Here is a 17,379-nt window from a genome sequence, read left to right on the forward strand (position 1 = left end):
GGCGGGCGCGGCTCAGGCCTGCTCCAGCGCCTCCGCCAGCCGCTCCACCGCGACCACCTGCAGGTCCTTGTAGTGGCCCGACTTGGGCGCATTGGCCCTGGGCACGATCGCGCGCCTGAAGCCGTGCGAGGCGGCCTCGCGCAGGCGCTCCTCGCCGTTCGGGACCGGGCGGATCTCGCCGGACAGGCCGACCTCGCCGAACGCCACCGTCTTCTCCGCCAGCGGGCGGTCGCGCAGCGAGGACAGCACCGCCAGCAGCACCGGCAGGTCGGCCGCGGTTTCCTGCACGCGGATGCCGCCGACCACGTTCACGAACACATCCTGGTCGCCCACCATCACCCCGCCGTGGCGGTGCAGCACCGCCAGCAGCAGCGCCAGCCGGTTGCCCTCCAGCCCCACCACCACCCGCCGCGGGTTGGACAGCGGCGAGGCGTCCACCAGTGCCTGCACCTCCACCAGCAGCGGGCGGGTGCCCTCGCGGGTCACCATCACGCAGCTGCCGGGCTGGGCCGCGCCCATGCCGGAGAGGAAGATCGCGGACGGGTTGGCCACCTCGCGCAGGCCGGCATCGGACATCGCGAACACGCCCAGTTCGTTGACCGCGCCGAAGCGGTTCTTGAACGCGCGCAGCACCCGGAAGCGGCTGCCGGAATCGCCTTCGAAATACAGCACCGCGTCCACCATGTGCTCCAGCACGCGCGGGCCGGCGATGCCGCCCTCTTTGGTGACGTGCCCGACCAGGAACACCGCGGTGCCGGTCTCCTTGGCGTAGCGCACCAGGCGCGCGGCGGATTCGCGCACCTGCGACACCGAGCCGGGCGCGGCGGTCAGGGTCTCCGTCCACAGGGTCTGGATGGAATCGGCCACCAGCAGCCGCGGGCGCGCGGCGATGGCGTGCTCGAGGATACGCTCGATGCAGGTCTCGGCCAGCGCCTGCAGCCCGTCCAGCGGCAGCCCGAGGCGCTGCGCGCGGCCGGCCACCTGCGCCAGCGATTCCTCGCCGGTGACGTACAGCCCCGGCAGGCTCGGCGCCATCTTCGCCAGCGCCTGCAGCAGCAGGGTGGACTTGCCGATCCCCGGATCGCCGCCGACCAGCACCACCGCGCCTTCGGCCAGGCCGCCGCCGAGCACGCGGTCGAACTCGCCGATGCCGGTGGAGGCGCGCACCTGCGCCTCCAGCCGCACGTCGGCCAGCGCGGTGATCTTCGGTGCATCCACCTTGCCGGCCCAGCCGCCGCGCCGCGGCGCCGGCGCCCGCGCGGACGCGGCCGGCTCCAGCGCGACCTCGGCTAGCGTGTTCCACGCGCCGCAGGCCTCGCACTGGCCCTGCCATTTCGGGTAGTCGGCACCGCATTCGCTGCAGACGTAGGCGGTGCGGGGCTTGGCGCTGGCCTTGGGCATGCCGGCTCACCGATCGGACGGGCCGCCAGGATCGCCGGCGACGGTCGCAGCGGCTGCGACCGCGGCCTGCGCGCGTCCGTCCAGGCGGGCGCAGGGGCAGGCGGGAAGTGGTGCCGGAAACAGGAGTCGAACCTGCGACCTACGCATTACGAATGCGCCGCTCTACCAGCTGAGCTATTCCGGCGAGGGCCTGGATTGTAGCCAATGCCGCGTGCCGGCCGCCAGCGCGGGCGGGCCGTCACAGCGGGCGGCGCGGGCGGCGGCGCTGCCCCTGCAAGGCCTGCGCCAGCTCCAGCACCAGCAGCTGCGCGCGCCGCGGCAGCGCGCGCCAGGCGGCGAGCAGGGCGCGCTCCTCGCTGGCATCGACCAGTTCGGCATCCGCCGCCGGCACGTCCGCCAGCACGTCGGCGTCCGGCACCATCGGCCCGCGCCCGGTGCCGAGCCACTCCAGCGACACCTTGCAGGTGCGCGCGATCGCGATCAGGTTCGGCATCGCCGGACGGATGTCGTTGGCCGATTCCCAGTTCGAGACGGCGCTGCGGCGGACCCGGAGGCGCTCGGCCAGCGCCGCCTGCGACAGCCCGGCGCGCCGGCGCGCGCGCCGAATGCGTTCCTGCATGCTCAGCATGGCGCCTCCCGCAAGACAGATTCATTGGCTGGCAGCAACACTGGCATCAACTGGTACACAACGGCTGTCCTCCCTGCCCGTATCCCATGTTGTAAACGATTTTCGCGCACGCCCGCCAGTCATGCTGGCCGGCCGCAAGGATGCGGCCAACGACCTGTTCAGGGATCATGCGTGCGGGCGGGTGACAGGGAGGTCGCCCGCGGCATCCGCCGATGCCGCCGGCACGAGGGACGGTGCCCGCCCATCCCCATGCACGCCATCCATGCACGAGGCGCGGCGCCGGGGCGGCGGCCTGCACGCGACGGCACGCCGGGGCCGACCGCAGCGACGCATCCGGCGCTGCCCCGCCCCGCCGGCGCGGCGGCCACGGGGAACGCGGCCGGCGCCGGGTCAGTCCACCAGGCGGATGCGCAGCTCGCGCGGCAGCGCGAACTCCATGTCCTCCGGCTCGCCGTCCAGCTCGCGCACGCCGCAGGCACCGAGCGCACACAGCCGGTCCAGCACGCCCTGCACCAGCACGTCCGGCGCGGAGGCCCCGGCGGTGACGCCGATCCGGCGCCGGCCGTGCAGCCAGGCCGGATCGATCTGGCCGGCATCGTCGATCAGCCAGGCCGCCGCGCCCTCGCGCTCGGCCAGCTCGCGCAGGCGGTTGGAATTGGAGCTGTTGGGCGAGCCGACCACCAGCACCAGGTCGCAGCCCTCGGCCACCAGCGCGCGCACCGCGTCCTGGCGGTTCTGGGTGGCGTAGCAGATGTCGTCGTTCTTCGGCCCCTGGATGGCCGGGTACTTGGCCTTCAGCGCGGCGATGATGTCGCGGGTGTCGTCCACGCTGAGAGTGGTCTGGGTGGTGTAGGCGCAGTGCTCCGGCTGCGCCAGCGCGAGCGCGGCGACGTCGGCCAGGCCTTCGACCAGGTGGATGCGGCCGCGCCCGGCCTCCGCCTGCCACTGGCCCATGGTGCCCTCGACCTCGGGATGCCCGGCATGCCCGATCAGCACCATGTCGCGCCCGGCGCGGCACTGGCGGGCGACCTCGAGGTGGACCTTGGTCACCAGCGGGCAGGTCGCGTCGAACACCTTCAGCCCGCGCCGCGCGGCCTCCTCGCGCACCGCGCGCGCGACCCCGTGCGCACTGAAGATCACGGTGGCGCCGTCCGGCACCGCGTCCAGCTCCTCCACGAACACCGCGCCACGGCGGCGCAGATCGTCCACCACGTGGCGGTTGTGGACCACCTCGTGGCGCACGTAGATCGGCGCGCCCAGCGTCTCCAGCGCGCGCTTGACGATCTCGATGGCGCGGTCGACCCCGGCGCAGAACCCGCGCGGATTGGCCAGCAGTACGTCCATCCTCAGCCCCCCCGGGCGCGGCGGCGCTCGCCGAGCAGCCCGAACACTCCGATCCCGATCGCGCCGGTCACCACCGCGGCGTCGGCGAGGTTGAACGCCGGCCACGACCAGCGCCCGGCGTACCACTGGATGAAGTCGACCACGTGCCCGTGCAGCAGGCGGTCGATCACGTTGCCGAGCGCGCCGCCGATCACCAGCGCCGGCGGTAGCGCCTGCCGCCAGTCGCCGCGCGGGGTGCGCGCCAGCATCCAGGCCAGTATCCCGCTGATCGCCAGCGCCAGCCCCAGGAACAGGTACTTCTGCCAGCCGCCGGCATCCGCGAGAAAGCTGAACGCGGCGCCGGTGTTGTAGGTGCGGTACCAGTTCCAGAACCCGGGGATCACCGGCACCGGGGTGTATTCCGGCAGCCGCGCCAGCACCCAGGCCTTGCTCAGCTGGTCGAGCACGATCACCGCCAGCGACACCCCCAGCCAAGGCAGCGCGTTCGGGCGCGGGGCGGCCATCAGAACCAGGCCCGGGCTTCGCCCGGCCCCTCGACATTGCCGACGCAGCGCAGGCACAGCTGCGGATGCGCCGGATCCTGGCCGACGTCGGCGCGGTGGTGCCAGCAGCGGATGCACTTGGGCTTGGCGGTCGGCGCCGCGCTCACCCGGATCGCATCCGCCGCCGGGTCGGCGACCACGGCCACATCGCCGCTGATGAACAAAAAGCGCAGCTCCTCGGCCAGCGGCTGCAACCAGGCCGCCTCCGCCGGCGGCGCGTACAGGGTCAGCTCCGCCTCCAGGGCGGCGCCGATCGCACCGGAGGCGCGCATCGGCTCCAGCACGCGCGCCACCTCCTCGCGCAGCGCCAGCAGGCGCGCCCAGCGCGCGGCGTCGAGCGCGGCGTCTTCCGGCAGCGGCGCCAGGTCCGCGAACCAGGTCGCGAACATCACGTTGCCGGCGCGCGCGCCCGGCAGGTGGCCCCACAGTTCGTCGGCGGTGAAACACAGGATCGGCGCGATCCAGCGCGCGAACGCCTCGGCGATCCGGAACATCGCCGACTGCGCACTGCGGCGCCCGGCCGAGGCCTCGGGCATGGTGTACAGCCGGTCCTTGGTCACGTCCAGGTAGAACGCGCCGAGGTCCACGCTGCAGAAGTTCATCAGCGCCTGCACCACCGCGGCGAAGTCGTAGCGCTCGTAGGCGGCGGCGATCTCCTCCTGCACCTGCCAGGCGCGGTGCACTGCCCAGCGGTCCAGCGGCAGCAGCGCCGGCAGCGGCAAGAGGTCGCGCTCCGGCGCGAAGCCGTGCAGGTTGCCGAGCAGGAAGCGCGCGGTGTTGCGCAGGCGGCGGTAGGCGTCCGCGGTGCGCTTGAGGATCTCCTGCGACAGCGACATCTCGTTGCTGTAGTCGGTGCTGGCGATCCACAGGCGCAGGATGTCGGCGCCGAGGGTCTTGAGGATGTCCTGCGGCTCGATGCCGTTGCCGAGCGACTTGGACATCTTGCGGCCGTGCTCGTCCACAGTGAAGCCGTGGGTCAGGCACTGCCGGTAGGGCGCCGCGCGGTCGATCGCGACGCCGGTGAGCAGGCTGCTCTGGAACCAGCCGCGGTGCTGGTCGGAGCCCTCGAGGTAGAGGTCGGCCGGCTTGCCGAGCCCGCGCGCCGGCAGCACGCACTCGTGGGTGACCCCGGAGTCGAACCAGACGTCGAGGATGTCGGTGACCTTCTCGTAGTCGGCGGCTTCCGTGCCGAGCAGCTCGGCCGGATCCAGCGCGTACCAGGCGTCCACCCCGCCCTGCTCGACCCGCGCGGCGACCTGCTCCATCAGTTCCACGCTGCGCGGGTGGAGCTGCCCGCTCTGGCGGTGCACGAACAGCGCGATCGGCACGCCCCAGGTACGCTGGCGCGAGATCGTCCAGTCCGGGCGGCCCTCGACCATGGCGGCGATCCGCGCCTGGCCCCAGGCCGGATACCAGCGCACTCCGGCGATCGCCGCCAGCGCGTCGCGGCGCAGGTGCGCCTGCTCCATCGAGATGAACCACTGCGGGGTGGCGCGGAAGATCACCGGGGTCTTGTGCCGCCAGCAGTGCGGGTAGCTGTGCACCAGCGGCGCGTGCGCCAGCAGGCGCCCGTGCGCGCGCAGGACCGCGACCAGGGCGTCGTTGGCCTGCCAGACGTGCAGCCCGGCCAGCGCGGTGTCGAAGGCCGGCGGGGTCCCCGGCAGGTACACCCCGCGCGCGTCCACCGGGTTGAGTTCGGCCGCCTCGTAGCGCTCGGTGAGGCCGTAGCGGCGGCCGACCGCGTAGTCCTCCTGGCCGTGCCCGGGCGCGGTGTGGACCGCGCCGGTACCGTCCTCGGCGCTGACGTGCTCGCCGAGCAGGATCGGGATGTCGCGTTGCGGGTAGAACGGGTGCGCGAACAGCAGCCCCTCCAGCGCCGCTCCGCGCGCGCGGCCGTGCACGACGACCTCGTCCACGCCGTAGCGCGCGAGCGCCTTTTCGGCCAGCGCCGCGGCCAGCACCAGCCAGCGGCGGCAGCCGTCGGCGCGCGCCGGGCCCTCCACCAGCACATAGTCCAGCTCCGGGCCGAGCGAGATCGCCAGCGAGGCCGGCAGCGTCCACGGGGTGGTGGTCCAAATCGGCACCGCCACCTCGACGCCGTCCGGCAGCACGGCCGCGAACGCGCGCGCCACCGCCTGCGGGTCGCGCGCGGCATAGGCCACGTCGATCGCCGGCGAAGTCTTGTCGTGGTATTCGATCTCGGCCTCGGCCAGCGCGCTGCCGCAGTCGAAGCACCAGTACACCGGCTTGGCGCCGCGGCTGAGGTGGCCGTTGGCGACCACCTTGGCCAGCGCGCGGATCTCGTCGGCCTCGTAGCGGAAGTCCATGGTCCGGTACGGCTGCTCCCAGTCGCCGAGCACGCCCAGGCGCTGGAAGTCGCGCCGCTGCAGCTCGATCTGCGCCGCGGCGTATTCGCGGCACTGCTGGCGGAAGGCGGCGGCATCCAACTTGCTGCCGACCTTGCCCCACTGCTTCTCGACCGCCAGCTCGATCGGCAGCCCGTGGCAGTCCCAGCCGGGCACGAACGGGGCGTCGAAGCCGGCCAGCGTGCGCGCGCGCACGATGATGTCCTTGAGGATCTTGTTGACCGCATGCCCGAGGTGGATCGCGCCGTTCGCGTACGGCGGGCCGTCGTGCAGCACGAACCGCGGGCGCCCGGCGCAGTGCGCGCGCAGCTGCGCGTACAGCCCCTCGCGCTGCCAGCGCTCGAGGATCGCCGGCTCCCGCCGCGGCAGGTCGCCGCGCATCGGGAAGTCGGTCTGCGGCAGCAGCACGCTGGCCTTGTAGGGATTGTCCTGGCGGTCGGTGTCGCTCACGCGGGGCCTGTGGAGGTCGGGAAAAGGGGAAGGTCAGGCGCTGGCGCGCCGCGGCGGCGCGGCGGCCAGCAGGGCGCGCGCCTGCGCGGCGTCGCGGTCCATCTGCGCCACCAGCGCCGGCAGGTCGGGGAATTTCTGCTCGTCGCGCAGGCGAGCGACGAACTCGACCGCGATCCGGCGCCCGTACAGGTCGCCGTCGAAATCGAACAGGTGCGCCTCCAGCAGCGGCTCCACCCCGTCCACGGTCGGACGGGTGCCGAAGCTGGCGACCGCCGGCCACGGCGTCGTGCCGACCCCGTGCACCCAGGTCGCATAGATCCCGCGCAGGGCCGGCTGCTTGCCGCCGAAGCGCAGGTTGGCGGTGGGATAGCCGAGATCGCGCCCGAGCTGGCGGCCGCGCACCACCCGCCCGGCGATCGCATACGGGCGGCCGAGCAGGCGCGCGGCCTGGGCGAAGGCACCGTCCGCCAGCGCCGCGCGGATGCGGGTGCTGGAGACGCGCGCACCGTCCAGCTCGACCGGCGCGATCGCATGCGCGCCGAACCCGAGCTCCGCACCCAGCGCCTGCAGCAGCGCCAGATCGCCGGCGCGCCCCCGGCCGAAGCGGAACTCCGGGCCGACCCAGACCTCGCGCGCGCGCAGGCGCGCGGCCAGCACCCCGTGCACGAACGCGGCGGCAGGCATCGCCGCCAGCGCGGCATCGAAGCGCAGCAGGCCGACCGCGTCGCAGCCCAGCGCCCACAGCCCCTCGGCCTTGGCCCGCGGCAGCATCAGCCGCGGCGGGCGCGCGGCGGGCGCGAAGAACTCGCGCGGCAAGGGTTCGAAGGTGAGCGCCAGCGCCGGCACGCCCAGCGCCCGCGCGCGCGCGACCGCGCGGTCGACCAGCGCGCGATGGCCCAGATGCAGGCCGTCGAAGGCGCCGATGCAGACCACGCTGCCGTCCGGGCACAGCGGCGCGCCCAAGGGGTCGCGGAACAGGCGGTTCATGGGAGCGCGCAGTATAGCCGCCGGCCCGCGCCGCGGCCGGGTCAGTGCTCGCGGAAATCGCGCAGACGGAAGCCCAGCGCCAGCATCGCCAGCGCGTACACCGCGGCGCCGCCGCCGACCAGCGCCAGCAGCCACCCGATCCGCTGCCACTTGTCGACCGCGGTGAAGTCCGGCGCCAGCTGCAGGCCCCACCACAGGGCCAGGCCCATCGCCGCGTTCGCCAGCAGCAGGCGCAGCAGGAAGCGCGCCCAGCCCGGGCGCGGGTCGTACACGTCGGCGCGGCGCAGCCAGCGCCACAGCAGCAGCAGGTTGAGGTAGCTGGACAGGGCGGAGGCCACGCCCAGCGCGAAATGCAGCCCCGGCACCCGCGCCAGAGTCGCCATCACCCCGCCGGCCTTGTCCGCCGCCGGCACCCACAGCCAGTACAGCAGGGCTAGGATCGCCACGTTGAAGGCCATGTTGGCGACCATCGCCACCAGCCCCGCGCGCACCGGGGTGCGGGTGTCCTGGCGCGCGTAGAACGCCGGCAGCACGGTCTTGACCAGCGCGAACGCCGGCAGCCCGAAGCTCAGGCCGAATACCGACAGCGCGGTCATGCGCGCCGCCTCGGCGGTGAACTTGCCGTACTGGAAGATGGTGGACACCAGCGGCAGCGCCAGCAGCATCAGCCCCAGCATCGCCGGCAGGATGATCATCAAGGTGGTGCGCAGGCCCCAGTCCAGCGCGTGCGAGAAGCCGGCGCGGTCGGTGTTGACGTGGTGGCGCGACAGGGTCGGCAGGATCACCGTGCCCAGCGCGATCCCGAACACGCCCAGCGGGAACTCGAGGAAGCGGTCGGCGGTGGACAGCCAGCTCTGCGAGCCGTGCACCAGCATCGCCGCGATGAAGGTATCGAACAGCAGGTTGACCTGCGCCACCGACGAGCCCAGCAGGGTCGGCACCATCAGCCGCACCACCTTGCGCACGTCCGGATGGCGCCAGCCCCAGCGCGGCAGCGCCAGCACGTCCAGCCGCGCCAGCGCCGGCAGCAGGAACAACAGCTGCAGCACGCCGGCGGCGAGGATCGCCCAGCCCATCGCCATGATCGGCGGATCGGCCAGGCGCGAACCCCATAGCGCCCCGGCGATCATGCACAGGTTGAGGATGATCGGCACGAACGCCGGCAGCCCGAAGCGGTGGTAGCTGTTGAGCACCCCGCCGGCCAGCGCGGTCAGTGAGACGAACAGCAGGAACGGGAAGGTCAGCCGCAGCAGGTCGGCGATCAGCGCGGCCTGGCCCGGGGCCGGGTCGGCCTGGGTGAACACCTCAGCCAGCTGCGGCGCCAGCAGCATGCCCAGCGCGGTCACCACCAGCAACACCCCGCCCAGGGTGCCGGCGGCGCGCGCCACCAGCGCCTTGAGGTCGGCGTGGGGGCGGGTCTCCTTGACCTCGGTCAGCACCGGCACGAACGCGGTCGAGAACGAGCCTTCGGCGAACAGCCGGCGCATGAAGTTGGGGATCCGGAACGCCACCCAGAACGCATCGGTCATCCAGTTGGCGCCGAAGGTGGCGTTGAACACCTGGTCGCGCACCAGCCCGAACACCCGGCTGAGCAGGGTCATGCCGCCGAACGACAGCACCCCGCGCGCCATGCTGCGCGGCCTGCGCGCGCCGGCCGCGCTCACGCGGCACCCGCCCGCGGCCCGCGGGAGTTGACCCAAGCCATTGAATCGTCCATTATTTCCAGTCTTTCCGAATCCCCCGCCCGCTGGCAAGCCCGCCGCCGGGCGGACCCCGCAGCCCCGCCAACCGACTTTCCAGGATCTTCCCCGTGGCCAACATCAAGTCCGCCAAGAAGCGCGCCAAGCAGGCCGTCGTGCGCAACGCCCGCAACGTCGCCCAGCGCTCGCAGATGCGCACCGCCATCAAGAAGGTGATCAAGGCGCTGGACGCCAACGACGCCAATGCCGCCCGCGAGGCCTTCGCGGTCGCCCAGCCGCTGCTGGACCGCTTCGCCGCGCGCGGCCTGATCCACAAGAACAAGGCCGCCCGCCACAAGGCGCGCCTGACCGCGCGCATCAAGGCGCTGCAGGCCGCCTGACCCGGCCGCCCCTGCGGATTCGGCGAGAGACCCCGCGCAAGCGGGGTTTTTCGTGCCCGCCGCCGGCACCGGGCCGGGCTCAGGCATCCGCCTCCCCCCCGGCCGGCCCCGCCGCCGCGCGCGCTTCGCGCTGCGCCGCGCGCTCGCGGTCGAAGAACGCCTGCACCGCCAGCATGATCGGCCAGGTGCCCTCGCGCCCGAGCGCCGACACCAGGTACCACGGCGCGTGCCAGTCCAGTTCCGCCACCACCGCGGCCGCCGCGGCGCGCGCCTCCTCCTCCAGCATCAGGTCGGCCTTGTTCAGCACCAGCCAGCGCGGCTTGTCCAGCAGCGCCGGATCGTAGCGGCGCAGCTCGCGCTCGATCGCGCGCACCTGCTCGGCCGGCGGCGGCATATGGCCGCTGGCGCCGAGCGGATCCAGCGGCGAGATGTCGACCAGGTGCAGCAGCAGGCGGGTGCGCTGGATGTGGCGCAGGAACACGCTACCCAGCCCGGCGCCGTCGGCCGCGCCCTCGATCAGCCCGGGGATGTCGGCGATCACGAAGCTGCGGTGCGGCTCCACGCTGACCACCCCGAGGTTCGGGTAGAGCGTGGTGAACGGGTAGTCGGCGACCTTCGGAGTGGCCGCCGAGACCGCGCGGATGAAGGTGGACTTGCCGGCGTTGGGGAAGCCGAGCAGGCCGACGTCCGCCAGCAGCTTGAGCTCCAGCCGCAGGGTGCGGCTCTCGCCCTCGCCGCCCGGGGTGGCCTGGCGCGGGGCGCGGTTGACCGAGCTCTTGAAGTGCATGTTGCCCAGCCCGCCCTTGCCGCCCTTGGCCACCAGCAGGCGCTGGCCGTGCGCGGTGAGGTCGCCGATCACCTCGTCGGTGTCGACGTTGTGCACCACGGTGCCGACCGGCACCGTGATCACCAGGTCCTGCCCGGCCTTGCCGTACATCTGCCGGCCCATGCCGTTCTCGCCGCGCTGGGCCTTGAACTTGGTTTGGTGTCGGAAATCCACCAGGGTGTTGAGGTTCTCGTCGGCCTGCAGCCAGACGTCGCCGCCGTCGCCGCCATCGCCGCCGTCGGGCCCGCCCAGCGGGATGAACTTCTCGCGGCGGAAGCTGACGCAGCCGTTGCCGCCGTTGCCGGCGGTGACCGTGATTTCCGCTTCGTCGACCAGTTTCATGGGATGCGCGACCGGGATAGGGGGATGGCGGCAGGGTAATGCCCGCAAACGAAAAACCCCGCCGAGGCGGGGTCGTTCGCCGCAGCGCGGTCCGCCTCAGGCGGCCGCGACCACGCTGACGGTGCGGCGCTTCTTCGGACCCTTGGTCGAGAACTCGACGGTGCCGTCGACCAGCGCGAACAGGGTGTGGTCGCGGCCGAGGCCGACGCCGCTGCCCGGGTGGAACTGGGTCCCGCGCTGGCGCACGATGATGTTGCCGGCCTCGACGGCCTGGCCGCCGTACACCTTCACGCCGAGGTACTTCGGGTTGGAGTCGCGGCCGTTGCGGGTGGAACCTACGCCCTTTTTGTGTGCCATGGCGGCGTCTCCTTACTTCTGCTCGCCGGCGCCGATGCCGGTGATCTGGATTTCGGTGTAGTGCTGACGGTGGCCCATCTGCTTGCGATGGTGCTTGCGGCGGCGGAACTTGACGATGCGGATCTTGTCGGCGCGGCCGTGGCCGATGACCTTGGCGCGCACGCTGGCGCCCTTCACGGCGTCGCCGAGGCGGATGCCGTCGGCATCGCCCAGCATCAGCACATTGTCGAGGGCGATCTCGCTGCCGGCCTCGGCCTCGAGCTTCTCGACCCGGAGCGTCTCGCCCTGCATCACGCGGTATTGCTTACCGCCGGTGACCAGTACTGCGTACATGGTGGCTGTCCTCGTGGGTTCTGTCGTTATTCTGGGCGCGCGGCCGGGGGGCCTTGCGCAGGGGTTCTGCCCGGCCCGTGATGGGCAGGAGCGGAATGATAGGAGATTCAATCGCTTAGGGTCAAGCGCCCGCCCCCCTGCGGCGCGCGGGGCCGGCTCCTCGGCGCGATACCTCCTACCTCACTCCTCCGCTCCCCGGCGCGCGGGGCCGGCTGAGCCCGGGCACTGCGGCCATTTGCCCCGCCCGCCCCGGCTCGCTAGGCTCACGGATTGGCCCGCGCGACCGCCGGCGCGGGCCGCACGCCCCCACCGCAGGACCTCCCCCGATGGCGCTGGACCACATCCGCATCCGCGGCGCACGGACGCACAACCTCAAGAACATCGATCTCGACCTGCCGCGCGACCGGCTGATCGTGGTCACCGGCCTGTCCGGCTCCGGCAAGTCGTCGCTGGCGTTCGACACCATCTACGCCGAGGGCCAGCGCCGCTACGTGGAATCGCTGTCGGCCTACGCCCGGCAGTTCCTGAGCATGATGGACAAGCCGGACCTCGACCACATCGAGGGCCTGTCCCCGGCGATCTCGATCGAGCAGAAGTCCACCAGCCACAACCCGCGCTCGACGGTCGGCACCATCACCGAAATCCACGACTACCTGCGCCTGCTGTATGCGCGGGTCGGGGTCCCGCGCTGCCCGGACCACGGCTTCCCGCTGGAGGCGCAGACCGTCAGCCAGATGGTGGACCAGGTGCTGGCGATGGAGGCCGAGCCGGCGCTGGCCGAGCAGCGCTGGATGCTGCTGGCGCCGGTGGTGCGCGAGCGCAAGGGCGAGCACGCGCAGGTGTTCGACCAGCTGCGCGCGCAGGGCTACGTGCGGGTGCGGGTGGACGGCGTGCTGCACGAGATCGACGCGGTGCCGCCGCTGGCCGCGCGCGCCAAGCACACGATCGAGGCGGTGATCGACCGCTTCCGCCCGCGCGCCGACCTGCGCCAGCGCCTGGCCGAATCGTTCGAGACCGCGCTCAAGCTCGGGGAGGGGATGGCGATCGTGCAGTCGCTGGACCAGCCGGAGCGCGCGCCGCTGCTGTTCTCCTCGCGCTACGCCTGCCCGGTGTGCGACTACTCGCTGCCGGAGCTGGAGCCGCGGCTGTTCTCGTTCAACTCCCCGGTCGGCGCCTGCCCGACCTGCGACGGCCTCGGGGTGGCGCAGTTCTTCGACCCGGCCAAGGTGGTGGCGCACCCGGAGCTGTCGCTGGCGGCCGGGGCGATGCGCGGCTGGGACCGCCGCAACGCGTACTACTTCTCGATGATCGCCTCGCTGGCGCGGCACTACCGGTTCGACGTGGAGACGCCGTGGCAGCAGCTGCCGGCGCGCATCCGCGAGATCGTCCTGCACGGCAGCGGCGAGGAGGAGATCGCGCTGACCTACATCGGCGAGAGCGGGCGCCGGGTGCAGCGCCGGCACCCGTTCGAGGGCATCCTGCCGAACCTGGAGCGGCGCTACCGCGAGACCGAGAGCGCGGCGGTGCGCGAGGAACTGGCCAAGTACATCAGCGAGCGCCCTTGCCCGGACTGCGGCGGCGCGCGCCTGAACCGGCAGGCGCGCAACGTGTTCGTGGCCGACCGCCCGCTGCACGCGCTGTCGGCGCTGGCGATCGGCGACGCCTTGGCGTTCTTCGCGCAGCTGGCGCTGCCGGGCTGGCGCGGCGAGATCGCCGCGCGCATCGTCAAGGAGATCCGCGAGCGGCTGGGCTTCCTGGTCGACGTGGGGCTGGACTACCTGACCCTGGAGCGGCGCGCGGAATCGCTGTCCGGCGGCGAGGCCCAGCGCATCCGCCTGGCCAGCCAGATCGGCGCCGGCCTGGTCGGCGTGATGTACGTGCTGGACGAGCCCAGCATCGGCCTGCACCAGCGCGACAACGAGCGCCTGCTGGCGACCCTGGCGCGCCTGCGCGACCTCGGCAACACCGTGATCGTGGTCGAGCACGACGAGGATGCGATCCGGCTGGCGGACCACATCGTGGACATCGGCCCCGGCGCCGGCGTGCACGGCGGCGAGGTGGTGGCGCAGGGCAGCCTGGCGCAGGTGATGGCCGAGCCGCGCTCGCTGACCGGGCAGTACCTGTCCGGGCGCCGCCGGATCGCGGTCCCGGCACACCGGCACCCACCCAACCCGAAGATGCTGCTGCGCCTGCTGGGCGCGCGCGGCAACAACCTGCAGGACGTGGATCTGGAGATCCCGGCCGGGCTGCTGACCTGCATCACCGGGGTGTCCGGCTCCGGCAAGTCCACCCTGATCAACGACACCCTGTACGCGCTGGCGGCGAACGAGATCAACGGCGCCGCGCACACCCCGGCGCCCTACCGCGAGGTGCACGGGCTGGACCTGTTCGACAAGGTGGTGGACATCGACCAGTCGCCGATCGGGCGCACCCCGCGCTCCAACCCGGCCACCTACACCGGGCTGTTCACCCCGCTGCGCGAGCTGTTCGCGCAGGTGCCGGAGGCGCGCGCGCGCGGCTATTCGCCCGGCCGCTTCAGCTTCAACGTGCGCGGCGGCCGCTGCGAGGCCTGCCAGGGCGACGGCCTGATCAAGGTCGAGATGCACTTCCTGCCGGACATGTACGTGCCCTGCGACGTCTGCCAGGGCAAGCGCTACAACCGCGAGACCCTGGAGATCCGCTACAAGGGCCACAGCATCCACGACGTGCTGGAGATGACGGTCGAGGACGCGCTGGAGCTGTTCGCGCCGGTGCCGGCGATCGCGCGCAAGCTGGAGACGCTGGTGGACGTGGGCCTGTCCTACATCAAGCTCGGCCAGAGCGCGACCACCCTGTCCGGCGGCGAGGCGCAGCGCGTGAAGCTGTCCAAGGAGCTCAGCCGCCGCGACACCGGGCGCACCCTGTACATCCTCGACGAGCCGACCACCGGCCTGCACTTCGCCGACATCGAGCAGCTGCTGGCGGTGCTGCACCGGCTGCGCGACGAGGGCAACACGGTGGTGGTGATCGAGCACAACCTGGACGTGATCAAGACCGCCGACTGGATCGTGGACCTCGGCCCCGAGGGCGGCCAGCGCGGCGGCCGCATCATCGCCACCGGCACCCCGGAGCAGGTGGCGGCCAACCCCGCCTCGCACACCGGGCGCTTCCTTGCGCCTTTGCTCGAACGCGATCGGGCAGGATCGCCGCCACCTCCGCCCACCTCCCGCAAACGCCGCGAGCCGACCGCATGAGCCCCGTCTTCCGCACCCCGATCGCCCTGCGCTGGAGCGACCTGGACGCCTTCAACCACGTCAACAACGCGCGCTTTCTGACCTTCCTCGAGCAGGCGCGGATCGAGTGGCTGCAGAGCATCGGCACGCCGTGGGTGGACGAGCACAGCGGACCGGTGGTGGCCTCCGCCACGCTCAACTTCCGCCATCCGATCGCCTACCCGGCGCGGATCGCGGTCGAGCTGTCCACCCTCAAGGTCGGCACCAGCAGCGTGGTGATCGGCCACCGCATCGTCGCCGAGGACGGCACCCTGCACTGCGACGGCCAGGTGGTGGCGGTCTGGGTCGAGCGCGCCGGCGGCCGGCCGACCGCGCTGCCGCCCGGCGTGCGTGCCGCCGCCGAGGCCCTGCTGGCCGCCCCCAGCCCCTGACCCGCGCGGCGTCGCGCCGCGCCCCTGCCCGCCGAAGTCCGCATGTCCGCCCTGATCGCCACCACCGACCACGGTCCGCTGCGGGTGCTGCGCCTGCAGCGTCCGCCGGTGAACGCGCTGCACCCGGCGCTATGCCATGCGCTCGCGGACGCGGTGGATGCCACGGTCGCGGCCGGCGCGCAGGCGCTGGTGCTGGCCGGCGGTCCCGGCGTGTTCTCGGCCGGGCTGGACGTGCCGCACCTGATGGCGCTCGGCGACGACCGCGCCGCCCTGCTGCAGGCGTGGTCGGCGTTCTTCCGCGCCGCGCGCACGCTGGCCGCGTGCCCGGTGCCGGTGGCGGCGGCGATCGCCGGGCATGCTCCGGCCGGCGGCTGCGTGCTGGCGCTGTGCTGCGACTGGCGGGTGATGGCCGAGGGCCCGTTCCGGATCGGCCTCAACGAGACCGAAGTCGGGCTGGTGGTGCCGGAGGGCATCCAGGCCCTGATGGCGCGCACGGTCGGGCCGCGCCAGGCCGAGCGCCTGCTGGTCGGCGGGCGCATGCTGGACGCCGCGGAGGCCGCGCGGATCGGGCTGGTGGACGAACTGGCCGCAGTCGAGAAGGTCGAGACCCGCGCCCGCCGCTGGCTGGAGGGCCTGCTGCAATTGCCGGCGATGCCGATGCGCGAGACCCGCGCGATCGCCCGCCGCGACGTGCTGGCCGCACTCGCGCCGGAACGCATCGACCTGGAGCGCTTCGTCACCCACTGGACCCACCCGGACACCCAGGCCGGGCTACGCGCGCTGCTGGCGCGGATCGGCAAGTAGGCGCCGCCGGCCGGCAACCCCCATCGCGCCTGCCGGCGTGCGTCAGAGGATCTCCCGCACCCGCTCCGGCGGCCGGCACAGGCGAACGCCCTTGGCGGTGAACACGAACGGCCGCTCGATCAGGCGCGGATGCGCCACCATCGCCTGCAGCAGCGCCTCGTCATCCAGCGCGGGATCGCCCAGCCCGAGCGCGGCGTACTCCGGCTCGCCCTTGCGCAAGGCATCGCGCACCGTCAGGCCAGCCCGTGCGATCGCCTGCCGCAGCTCGGCCAGCGTCGGCGGCTGCGCCACGTAGTCCACGATCCGCGGTTCGAGGCCGGCCTCCCGCAGCAGGGCCAGCGCGCCGCGCGACTTGCTGCAGGTCGGCCGGTGCCAGATCACCACCCCGCGCGCCGCCATCCCGGGTCCTCCGCCCTGCCCGCTCACGGCCCGGTCGCCACCGGGCGCGCCGGATCGCTGATCCAGCCGCTCCACGAACCGGGGTACAGGCGCGCGCCGCGGATGCCGGCGCGCTCCAGCGCCAGCAGGTTGTGGCAGGCGGTCACGCCCGAGCCGCACATCGCGACCACCCGCTCGCCGGGCTGGCCGCCGAGCAGGGCACGGAACTCGTCCGCCAGCTGTGCCGGCGGCTTGAACCGCCCCTGTGCGAGGTTGTCGGCATAGGGTCGGTTGCGCGCACCCGGCACATGCCCGGCGATGCGGTCGATCGGCTCCTCCTCGCCGCGGAAGCGGGCCGGTGCGCGCGCATCCAGCACCACCCCGCCGGCGGCCAGGTGCGCGGCGACCTGGTCGGCGTCGCACAGGCGGGCGGCGTCGAAGGCGCGCGCCGGGTACGTCGCCGGCACCGGCGCCGGCGCGCTGCTGCTCACCGGCAGACCGAGCGCGACCCAGCGCGACCAGCCGCCGTCGAGCACCGCGACTTTCTCGTGCCCGAGGGTGCGCAGCAGGAACCACAGCCGCGCGGCGAAAGCGCCATCGCCGTCGTCGTAGGCCACCACCTGCATGCCGGGCGCGATCCCCCACTGACCCAGGCGGGCGGTGAAGGCTTCGGCCTGCGGCCACGGATGCCGGCCCTCGCCGCGCCGGCGCATGTCCGACAGGTCGCGCTCCAGGTGCGCATACACCGCTCCCGGCAGGTGCGCGACCCGCCACGCCTGCTCTCCGGCGGCCGGATCGGCCAACGCAAAGCGGCAGTCCACCAGCGCCAGATCCGCGCGGCCGAGGGCCAACGCCAGCGGTTCGGGTTGCACCAGGGTGGTCCAGCCGGCCATGCCGT

The 17,379-nt window shown here is 73.1% G+C and carries 16 protein-coding genes and 1 tRNA gene; 4 read left to right on the plus strand and 13 right to left on the minus strand.

The genetic code is table 11. The features are described 5' to 3' along the window. Positions 1-12: 12 nt before the first annotated feature. From radA to murJ, 8 genes are all read right to left on the minus strand, one after another. The gene (gene radA / locus ML340_RS03720) at positions 13-1,401 is read right to left on the minus strand and encodes a DNA repair protein RadA (RefSeq protein ID WP_240096794.1); all 1,389 of its coding nucleotides are present in this window, start codon (positions 1,399-1,401) and stop codon (positions 13-15) included. A gap of 108 nt (positions 1,402-1,509) precedes the next feature. Continuing rightward, positions 1,510-1,585, minus strand: a tRNA-Thr gene (locus tag ML340_RS03725). Positions 1,586-1,639: 54 nt separating this feature from the next. Beyond that, positions 1,640-2,020, minus strand: coding sequence for a helix-turn-helix domain-containing protein (locus ML340_RS03730; RefSeq protein ID WP_240096796.1), 381 nt, complete (start codon positions 2,018-2,020; stop codon positions 1,640-1,642). Positions 2,021-2,419: 399 nt separating this feature from the next. After that, positions 2,420-3,373 (minus strand): 4-hydroxy-3-methylbut-2-enyl diphosphate reductase, encoded by a 954-nt coding sequence (gene ispH, locus ML340_RS03735; protein ID WP_240096797.1) that lies wholly within the window; start codon positions 3,371-3,373, stop codon positions 2,420-2,422. A 2-nt stretch (positions 3,374-3,375) separates the two neighbouring features. After that, on the minus strand, positions 3,376-3,876 hold the full coding sequence (gene lspA / locus ML340_RS03740) for a signal peptidase II (RefSeq protein WP_425608275.1): 501 nt from the start codon (positions 3,874-3,876) through the stop codon (positions 3,376-3,378). After that, a complete protein-coding gene (gene ileS / locus ML340_RS03745) occupies positions 3,876-6,662 on the minus strand; it encodes an isoleucine--tRNA ligase (RefSeq protein WP_240097202.1) in 2,787 nt (928 codons plus the stop codon). The genes lspA and ileS overlap by 1 nt, the downstream gene beginning before the upstream one ends. Before the next feature lie 102 nt (positions 6,663-6,764). After that, on the minus strand, positions 6,765-7,718 hold the full coding sequence (locus ML340_RS03750; RefSeq protein ID WP_240096799.1) for a bifunctional riboflavin kinase/FAD synthetase: 954 nt from the start codon (positions 7,716-7,718) through the stop codon (positions 6,765-6,767). 41 nt (positions 7,719-7,759) lie between these two features. Beyond that, positions 7,760-9,349 (minus strand): murein biosynthesis integral membrane protein MurJ, encoded by a 1,590-nt coding sequence (murJ, locus tag ML340_RS03755; RefSeq protein WP_240096801.1) that lies wholly within the window; start codon positions 9,347-9,349, stop codon positions 7,760-7,762. 179 nt (positions 9,350-9,528) lie between these two features. Between murJ and rpsT the strand changes: the two genes are divergently transcribed. After that, complete coding sequence (gene rpsT / locus ML340_RS03760; RefSeq protein WP_240096804.1) at positions 9,529-9,798, plus strand: 30S ribosomal protein S20; 270 nt, start codon at positions 9,529-9,531, stop codon at positions 9,796-9,798. Positions 9,799-9,877: 79 nt separating this feature from the next. On the opposite strand, the gene obgE is transcribed toward rpsT, so the two are convergent. The 3 genes from obgE to rplU form a co-directional block, all read right to left on the minus strand. Then, a complete protein-coding gene (gene obgE / locus ML340_RS03765; RefSeq protein ID WP_240096805.1) occupies positions 9,878-10,966 on the minus strand; it encodes a GTPase ObgE in 1,089 nt (362 codons plus the stop codon). Between the two features lie 96 nt (positions 10,967-11,062). Then, positions 11,063-11,323 (minus strand): 50S ribosomal protein L27, encoded by a 261-nt coding sequence (gene rpmA, locus ML340_RS03770; protein WP_240096807.1) that lies wholly within the window; start codon positions 11,321-11,323, stop codon positions 11,063-11,065. Between the two features lie 12 nt (positions 11,324-11,335). Further along, a complete protein-coding gene (gene rplU, locus ML340_RS03775) occupies positions 11,336-11,656 on the minus strand; it encodes a 50S ribosomal protein L21 (RefSeq protein ID WP_240096809.1) in 321 nt (106 codons plus the stop codon). A gap of 326 nt (positions 11,657-11,982) precedes the next feature. On the opposite strand from rplU, the gene uvrA reads away from it, so the two are divergent. From uvrA to ML340_RS03790, 3 genes are read left to right on the plus strand one after another with little or no spacing between them, the layout of a single operon-like run. Further along, positions 11,983-14,889, plus strand: coding sequence for an excinuclease ABC subunit UvrA (gene uvrA, locus ML340_RS03780; protein ID WP_240096811.1), 2,907 nt, complete (start codon positions 11,983-11,985; stop codon positions 14,887-14,889). Beyond that, the gene (locus tag ML340_RS03785; protein ID WP_240096812.1) at positions 14,886-15,299 is read left to right on the plus strand and encodes an acyl-CoA thioesterase; all 414 of its coding nucleotides are present in this window, start codon (positions 14,886-14,888) and stop codon (positions 15,297-15,299) included. The genes uvrA and ML340_RS03785 overlap by 4 nt, the downstream gene beginning before the upstream one ends. Before the next feature lie 42 nt (positions 15,300-15,341). Further along, positions 15,342-16,103 carry an enoyl-CoA hydratase/isomerase family protein gene (locus ML340_RS03790; RefSeq protein ID WP_240096814.1) on the plus strand — a complete coding sequence of 254 codons (762 nt, stop codon included), beginning with the start codon at positions 15,342-15,344 and terminating at the stop codon, positions 16,101-16,103. A gap of 42 nt (positions 16,104-16,145) precedes the next feature. Here ML340_RS03790 and arsC read toward each other — a convergent pair whose 3' ends face one another. Together arsC and ML340_RS03800 are read right to left on the minus strand one after the other, a co-directional pair. Further along, on the minus strand, positions 16,146-16,502 hold the full coding sequence (gene arsC / locus ML340_RS03795) for an arsenate reductase (glutaredoxin) (RefSeq protein ID WP_240096816.1): 357 nt from the start codon (positions 16,500-16,502) through the stop codon (positions 16,146-16,148). 23 nt (positions 16,503-16,525) lie between these two features. Further along, entirely contained in the window at positions 16,526-17,374 is an 849-nt protein-coding gene (locus tag ML340_RS03800) for a sulfurtransferase (RefSeq protein ID WP_240096818.1), read from the minus strand. Positions 17,375-17,379: the final 5 nt, after the last annotated feature.

The organism is Thermomonas flagellata (assembly GCF_022419185.1).
GTDB lineage: Bacteria > Pseudomonadota > Gammaproteobacteria > Xanthomonadales > Xanthomonadaceae > Thermomonas > Thermomonas flagellata.